This is a genomic window from Novosphingobium rhizovicinum (assembly GCF_040813635.1).
Taxonomy (GTDB): Bacteria; Pseudomonadota; Alphaproteobacteria; order Sphingomonadales; family Sphingomonadaceae; genus Novosphingobium; species Novosphingobium rhizovicinum.
Genome location: NZ_JBFNXR010000014.1, coordinates 1 through 6,484, shown reverse-complemented (window position 1 = coordinate 6,484; position 6,484 = coordinate 1). Strand labels below are relative to the sequence as shown.

The 6,484-nt window shown below is 59.2% G+C and carries 6 protein-coding genes and 2 pseudogenes; 3 read left to right on the top strand and 5 right to left on the bottom strand.

All coding sequences use genetic code 11. From position 1 onward, the window contains the following. Positions 1-468 (top strand): annotated as a pseudogene (locus ABUH87_RS18400) (IS6 family transposase); the annotation flags it as partial. Positions 469-478: 10 nt separating this feature from the next. Here the strand turns inward: ABUH87_RS18400 and ABUH87_RS01170 are convergent. From ABUH87_RS01170 to ABUH87_RS01155, 4 genes are all read right to left on the bottom strand, one after another. Beyond that, positions 479-826, bottom strand: a complete 348-nt coding sequence (locus ABUH87_RS01170) for a transposase (protein WP_367768117.1) — start codon at positions 824-826, stop codon at positions 479-481. Between the two features lie 94 nt (positions 827-920). After that, positions 921-1,214, bottom strand: coding sequence for an IS66 family insertion sequence element accessory protein TnpB (gene tnpB / locus ABUH87_RS01165; RefSeq protein WP_367768114.1), 294 nt, complete (start codon positions 1,212-1,214; stop codon positions 921-923). After that, positions 1,211-1,615, bottom strand: coding sequence for an IS66-like element accessory protein TnpA (gene tnpA / locus ABUH87_RS01160; RefSeq protein ID WP_367768124.1), 405 nt, complete (start codon positions 1,613-1,615; stop codon positions 1,211-1,213). The genes tnpB and tnpA overlap by 4 nt, the downstream gene beginning before the upstream one ends. Positions 1,616-2,748: 1,133 nt before the next feature. Then, positions 2,749-3,384, bottom strand: coding sequence for a PEP-CTERM sorting domain-containing protein (locus ABUH87_RS01155; RefSeq protein ID WP_367768106.1), 636 nt, complete (start codon positions 3,382-3,384; stop codon positions 2,749-2,751). 368 nt (positions 3,385-3,752) lie between these two features. Between ABUH87_RS01155 and ABUH87_RS01150 the strand changes: the two are divergent. Then, positions 3,753-4,070 (top strand): annotated as a pseudogene (locus tag ABUH87_RS01150) (DDE-type integrase/transposase/recombinase); the annotation flags it as partial. Positions 4,071-4,156: 86 nt separating this feature from the next. After that, positions 4,157-4,600, top strand: a complete 444-nt coding sequence (locus ABUH87_RS01145; RefSeq protein ID WP_367768102.1) for a helix-turn-helix transcriptional regulator — start codon at positions 4,157-4,159, stop codon at positions 4,598-4,600. Between the two features lie 429 nt (positions 4,601-5,029). Here ABUH87_RS01145 and ABUH87_RS01140 read toward each other — a convergent pair whose 3' ends face one another. Next, positions 5,030-6,055: an IS110 family RNA-guided transposase gene (locus ABUH87_RS01140; RefSeq protein WP_367768100.1), complete on the bottom strand. Its 1,026-nt coding sequence runs from the start codon at positions 6,053-6,055 to the stop codon at positions 5,030-5,032. Positions 6,056-6,484 lie beyond the last annotated feature (429 nt).

The following is a 6,484-nucleotide window of genomic DNA, read 5'->3' as shown; positions in this document are numbered from 1 at the left end:
AGATGTACGTGAAGCTGAACGGTGAGATGGTGTACCTGTGGCGTGCTGTTGATCAGGAAGGCGAGATCCTGGAGAGCTTTGTCACCAAAACTCGCGACAAGCAGGCAGCACTTACCTTCATGAAGAAGGCACTCAAGCATGAAGAAGGCACTCAAGCGTCACGGCTCGCCCGAGGCGATCACTACCGACGGGTTGCGCTCTTACAGTGCTGCGATGAACGAGCTTGGTTGCCGCGATAAGCAGGAGATCGGTCGTTGGGCAAACAACCGGGTCGAGAACTCGCACCTGCCATTCCGACGAAGAGGGCGATGTTGCATTTCAGGCAGATGAAGACATTGCAGAAGTTCGCCTCTGTCCACGCCGACATCCACAATCATTTCAGTCTGGAACGCCATCTCATCAGTCGACAAGCCTACAAGGACCTGCCACTCAGCCGCACTGGCTGAGTGGCAGGTCCTCGTGAGCTGAACTGCAATCCTCAAAGATCGAAAGTGCATCTTGTGGAGAGCGGTTCGCATTGGACTGACAGTAAGACTGCATCGCGGACTGCGCGCGCTTGCCCCAATGCTGTTTCGACATCCTCCAGTCCAAGCTGGAGCTGGTCAGGATCGAGCTGCTCGGAACGAGCGCCGAAACAATGGCGCATGAAGGCATCGATGATGGCCTGGAGTCGCTCGATCTTGGCGTCGGCTTCACCTTTGGCAAAGGCCAGCTCAGCCAGCTGAGCATCCTGGGAGACACGCGCTTCGGCGAGCATCCGGGACTGATCGAGGACCAGCGCGCGGAGCGGGTCGATGTCCTCGGGCAGATCCGCTTCGGTAAGCATGAGGAGAGTGAATCACTAGCCGAAACCCGCGTCAACCGGCGATCTGCGGTACTATCGGACGGCGACCACCATGCACGCGGCGCTAGTCCAAACCCTACAGCAATGCGCCGAGCTGGGCCGCGGTGATGCGCATCACGCCGTCCTGGATGCCCGGCCAGCGGAAGCCTCCTTGCTCCAGCTTCTTGGCCATCAGGCACAGCCCGGTGCCATCCCACCAGATCAGCTTGATCCGGTCGCTGCGCTTGGCTCGGAAAACGTAGATCACCCCCGAAAAGGGATCACCGCCGTACTCGGCACCGACGAGCGCCGCCAGGGAGTCTGGGCCTTTACGGAAATCCACGGGCCGAGTTGCGACCATGACGCGCGCGCCAGCACCAGGTCCGATCATCGCGTGGCCTTGAGCGCTTCGATCACCGCCGCGATCAGCCCCTTGTCAGCACCGCGCGAGATCTTCACGGCCACTCCATCGATCTCCAGCTCCACCGCGCCGGGTGACGATCGCCGCCGACGTCTTGGACGCCTGCCAACCGGACCCACATTGCTCGGGGGAGACGGCTCCACCACTGCGGGAACGAACAGCGGCGCGACCGCCGAGGTGGCGGGCAGCGCCAGCCCTTGAGCCTCCATCTGCTTGCGCAGCTCCCGACGCCAAGTGAACAGCTGTGAGGGGCTCATCGCGTGCCTGCGAGCCACAGCGCTGATGGATTCCTGGCCCGAGTAGCTCTCAGCGACAATCGAGACCTTTACCTCAGGCGGACAATTCCGGCGCTTTCCTGCCCCGGTGAAGATCTCAAGCCGCTGAGCCCCGCTAGTACCAGCATCGTCTCATGACATCGTCATAGCACCAGCAACCTCCGCCCCAATCAAAGGCGGTGAGACTCGGCCACGAGGATCATACGTGCAAGGTGGGGCTCAAGCCCCGCTTACGACTGACACCACCTGCGGAACAGCTCATCGCTGCGCGGTGCGGGTTTCTTGGGCGGCATCGGGCAAACCTCGTCGTGTCGATCAGCCCACTGAATCACAGACTCCATTGCCAGGAAAGACCCCTCTGTGCGGGCACACACACAAACGCAAACTCTTTGCCCGATCCCGCTCAAAACCCTGCAACTTCGATTACTTGAAATCCGCCCAAACACACGCATTGCTGCCCACCTCACCATTTTTCCCGGGCGACCAGGTAGGGTGCTGGTCCCAATAGCGCCAAGTGGCCGGTCTGTCGCTCGCCTCTACTGCAACAGCGGCTCGGGCGCAGTGCCGATGATTAAGGCGGTCGAACTAAGCTGCAATCGGCAGGGCCTGGCTTGGTCTCGCTCGATCCCAACCATATCCTTTTGACGATCTAATACGAACAGCGACCAGTCGTGTACGCGCTTGATCCGCGCGGTCGTTTGCTTCCCGCTTCACCTGCTCTGCGCCGCTCTGCTTAGGTGTGCCCGGGATATCCTGCTTACTGTTCAATATAATACAGCACATCACTGGCCCAAGTAGGGTCAAGAAGACATCTGCTATGGTGTCTGCCCACCGCCACGACCCGTAGTGAAGCATGTTCAGAAGCTCATTGCATAGCTCAATCTGCAAGATCAGCATGACTGCGAGCAGTGACCCACGGCGAGTGCCGAAGAACAGAAGGCTCGGCAGGTAAATCGCCAATCCCGCAAGGATGTGTAGCATAGGCCTAGCAAGCCCCGTCACATCGACGATGTCTTGCGTGAACTGCGCGTAAGAGGCGGTGATGTCCATCGGCATTGCGCTACCCTCAGGACTTTGAGCCAAGGTTTCCGCAGATGGTTAACGGGGCGCTAAGCGTTGTAGCTTCTGGCTGCGCGTGTTCTTTCAGAAGCCGAGCATGGACCTGTAGAGCAAGTACGGCCGCACCTTCTGACCGAGGGCCCCAATTCTGTTCGTGCGGCCTTGCGATTTTACATCGAGAGCCGGCGCGCCATGGTAGCATTTGGCTTGCCGCGTCGGGCAGCAAAGCCGAGGAGTCCAATGCCCATGATCATCATTGCCCAAGTGCTAGCTTCGGGTACAGCAGATACCGGGGTCGCGCTTCCAAAGAACGCTATATGCGAGAGCGCCTGCGGCTTGCCAGCGTTTCGTCCATTTTTGATGCCTGGAAGGTCACTAGTAGTCCAAGATCCCGAACTGGAGGGAGCCGGTAGCGCATAGAGAGCGAAGCTTGAGCCAGCTTTGACGCCGATGTAATTCGCCAAGAAGCCATTCAACGTCCAAGTGCCCCCCGTTGTATCGCCGCCTGTGATGCTTCCAAAATCAGCGAAGTTCAAAGCGTCGCTCGCTATGATCGGGGCGAGAAAGATGTCTGGGGCAGCACTCAACTGGGTGTCGTTGTATAGGTTGTAAGCATCCTGGGCACTAAGGTAGCTATTAGCACCCTCAGCTGAGGTGTTGATATTCCCCGCAAATAGGCAACCCGTGGCCGCGGAGACGGACCTGCAGGCGCCATCAATCACGGTCACTGCAGCAGCACTCGGTTGCGAGAGAGAAAGAATCGAGAACATTGCAACTGCGAAGACACTAAACGCTGACTTCTTCATGATTTTTCTGCCATCGGGACTTCAGGTTAACGGGAACAACTAGCAGCGCAGTAACAGTGGCCCGTACACAGCGCATTAGCTTAGATAAACGCAGTTCCAATTTGAAACAAAATGGCATTGTACTCTTAAGGCAGGCACACCCGGGATGCGAAAGCAAAGGCCCAGCCTCCGCTCGCAAGGGGAGGATGCTGGAAGCTGGGCCAGTTCTCAGGAGAGATAGTTCGTTATAGGACGCCCCACTGCTAAGCGATTGTCTCGCGCGAATTTTTTTCTCGCTGCTCGGACAGCGCAGCGTCGATCATATAGCACCAGGGGCACTGTCAAACCAACTGCACCGGCTGGTAACAAGGGCAGGGTACGGCGGTTCAATGCCCCGTTCTCGCAAGCCTGCCAGTCCGTTCCGCTACTTCAACTCGTCGCCAGAGGTGATCCGGTTGGTGGTGCTCATGTACGTGCGATTTCCACTTAGCTTCAGGAACGTGGAAGACCTGCTGTTCGAGCGCGGGATCGACATCTGCCACGAGACGGTGCGGCTATGGTGGAATAGGTTCGGTCCGTTGTTTGCAGGAGAAGTCAGACGCAAGCGGATCAGCTGCATGCGCGGCTTTCGCCACTGGCGCTGGCATCTGGACGAGATGTACGTGAAGCTGAATGGTGAGATGGTGTACCTGTGGCGTGCTGTTGATTAGTCAGGCGAGATCCTGGAGAGCTTTGTCACTAAAACCCGCGGTAAGCAGGCAGCAAGGCTATTACGAGGTGTCTAGGAATAAACATGCGACACGCACACCATCACCACCGCTGCGGCGAGGGCACCGAATATGGACGCGGGCCATCCGGCAAGGGCATGCGCGGCCACGGCTTCGGCGGCGGGCCTGCGGGCCCGTTCGGCCCCGGCGGACCGCGCGGCAGCGGCCGGCGCCGGGGCCTCTTCGATCAAGTGGAACTGCAGACGCTCCTGCTCGGCCTGCTCGCCGAGCAGCCGCGCCACGGCTACGATCTAATTAAGGAGATCGAGACGCTCTCGGGCGGGGAATATGCACCGAGCCCAAGCGTGGTCTATCCCGCGCTCACCTACATGGAAGAGCAGGGCGTCATCGCCGCGAGCACCATGGAGGGTAGCCGCAAGGTCGACCGCATCAAGGACGTCGTCTCCAAGCATCTCGACCGCTTCGCCTTCCGCGAGGCGCCGCTGACTTACGGGTGGGCGTGGCGGTAAGTGCCAATGTTCGATTGGATCCGGACTCACAAAGCCAGACTATTCACTTAAGTCGGACTCGGGACCTGACTCGTGGGGGGCAGGATGGCAACTGGGGGCAAGCGTATGAGCGCGATGCTGTTCGGGGAATGTCGTGGTTTGTGAAGGGTCGTCTAATCGCGCGTCATAGAGCAAGTCCTTTCTGTGCCTAGTTGATGTTCAGCGTCATGGCGCCATCGCTGTATGCCGGGAGCAGGGTCGTCTTCGCGGTCGGCATGAGCCGCCGCATGATGGGCTTCGCGGGAAGAGCCTTCCAATGTTTCGGGCGCACTCAGCTTAAATAGCTGTGCAACCCTTCGAGCGGAATGGCTCGGCCCACGTCCCCGGCAGGGACATGACGCCGGCGTTCAGATCATGAACGCCAAGGAGAAATGAGCAAAACGCGGGCAGTCATGCTGTTGCACCTATGGCTGGATCGAAGAGTTCGCCCGATTTGAGCATAGTATGCATAATGACGGCCAGTTTGCGGGCAACGGCGACCGCAGCGCGCTTGAAGCCAATCCGTTCCCTGAGCTTCAGACCCCACTCTCGCAGACCGCTATCGGCCTGGCTGCGGGTGAGAACAGTCACCGCCGCCTCGTAAAGTAATCCGCGAAGGTGCTTGTCGCCGCGCCGGGAAATATGGCCGTCGTAGTCGATCTCACCGGATTGATAACGTCGGGTCGTCAGCCCGAGCCAAGCTCCCACTGACCGGGATTTCCTGAAGTTTGCCGGATCTTCAATGGCCGCCATGAACGAAGTGGCAGTGATGCTACCGACCCCTGGGATCGACATCAGGATCTGACAGTCTTGGCTTTGCCGCGCCTCACTAATTAACTGGCGGCTCAGTTCAGCCACATGCTGACGCAGGCTGCGCCAGCTTTCGAGAAGGGGCAGAATGATCCGAGCCAGAGATGCCTCATCCGCCAATAGATCCCGGACATTCTTCTCGAAGACGCTTCCTCGACCGGCGGGGACAACGAGACCAAAGGTCTTCATGAGGCCGCGGATCTGATTGGATAGCTCAACCGTGATCTGTACTAATCGCGTGCGGGCTGCGACCCGCGCGCGCGTCAACATGCTGTCGAAGGTCTTCACCCGTACCTGCTTGAAATAGCCAATCTCGGCAAGCTGGGCCAATCCATCCGCGTCATTCGCGTCGGTCTTATTGGGTGCCATGTCGAGCGCCTTGGCCGCATGTCGCGCATCAATGCAAATCGCCGGTAGCCCTTCGGCTGTTAGCGCATGCCAGAACCACACGGAGAGCGGACCAGTCTCGAAAACGATCCGTTCGACCCCGGGCGCACGCTTGCGCACGAACTGGGCAATGATCTTGGGATCGGAGGCGCATTTGCCGCGCCATATTCGCTTGCCTTCGCACCGGATCGAGACCGCGGTCTCTTTCATTGACACGTCGAGTCCGATATACTTTGCCACGACTGTTCCTCCATGGATGCTTGGGCGCGGTGTCCATCGTGAGCCCGTATCTTCATCCTATCGGGGAACAGTCACCTGCTACTACACCCACCGGGCGTCAGGACGACTCGCTCCCGCGATTATCCCATGTTTCGGGCGCTTGCGTACGAAAGCCTCCAGTGCAGGAACCCGCGGGTCCCAGGCGCTGGTCTATGGGTAAATAAGCTTTGGGATGGTTTTGGCGGGTACTCGCTGCCGATCAGGCAGGGTCGGTTCTGGCCGGATCGACGTAAGTTTGCGCGGCGTCAGAGTGCAGACAATGATGGTTTTTGCTGGGCGGTGCGCCCTGCGCCGAGCTTAATTCCGGGAAGGGCATGCGTTGGGCCATCGGCCAGGATGCCAGGGGCGTGACCGCTGCGCAGGCTGAGCCATGCCGGATCATGGCGCATG

Excerpts from the sequence above, each read along its gene's own strand:
- ABUH87_RS01170 (WP_367768117.1), bottom strand. The coding sequence starts at position 826 with ATGCTTACCGAAGCGGATCTGCCCGAGGACATCGACCCGCTCCGCGCG.
- tnpB (WP_367768114.1), bottom strand. The coding sequence starts at position 1,214 with ATGATCGGACCTGGTGCTGGCGCGCGCGTCATGGTCGCAACTCGGCCC.
- ABUH87_RS01155 (WP_367768106.1), bottom strand. The coding sequence starts at position 3,384 with ATGAAGAAGTCAGCGTTTAGTGTCTTCGCAGTTGCAATGTTCTCGATT.
- ABUH87_RS01145 (WP_367768102.1), top strand. The coding sequence starts at position 4,157 with ATGCGACACGCACACCATCACCACCGCTGCGGCGAGGGCACCGAATAT.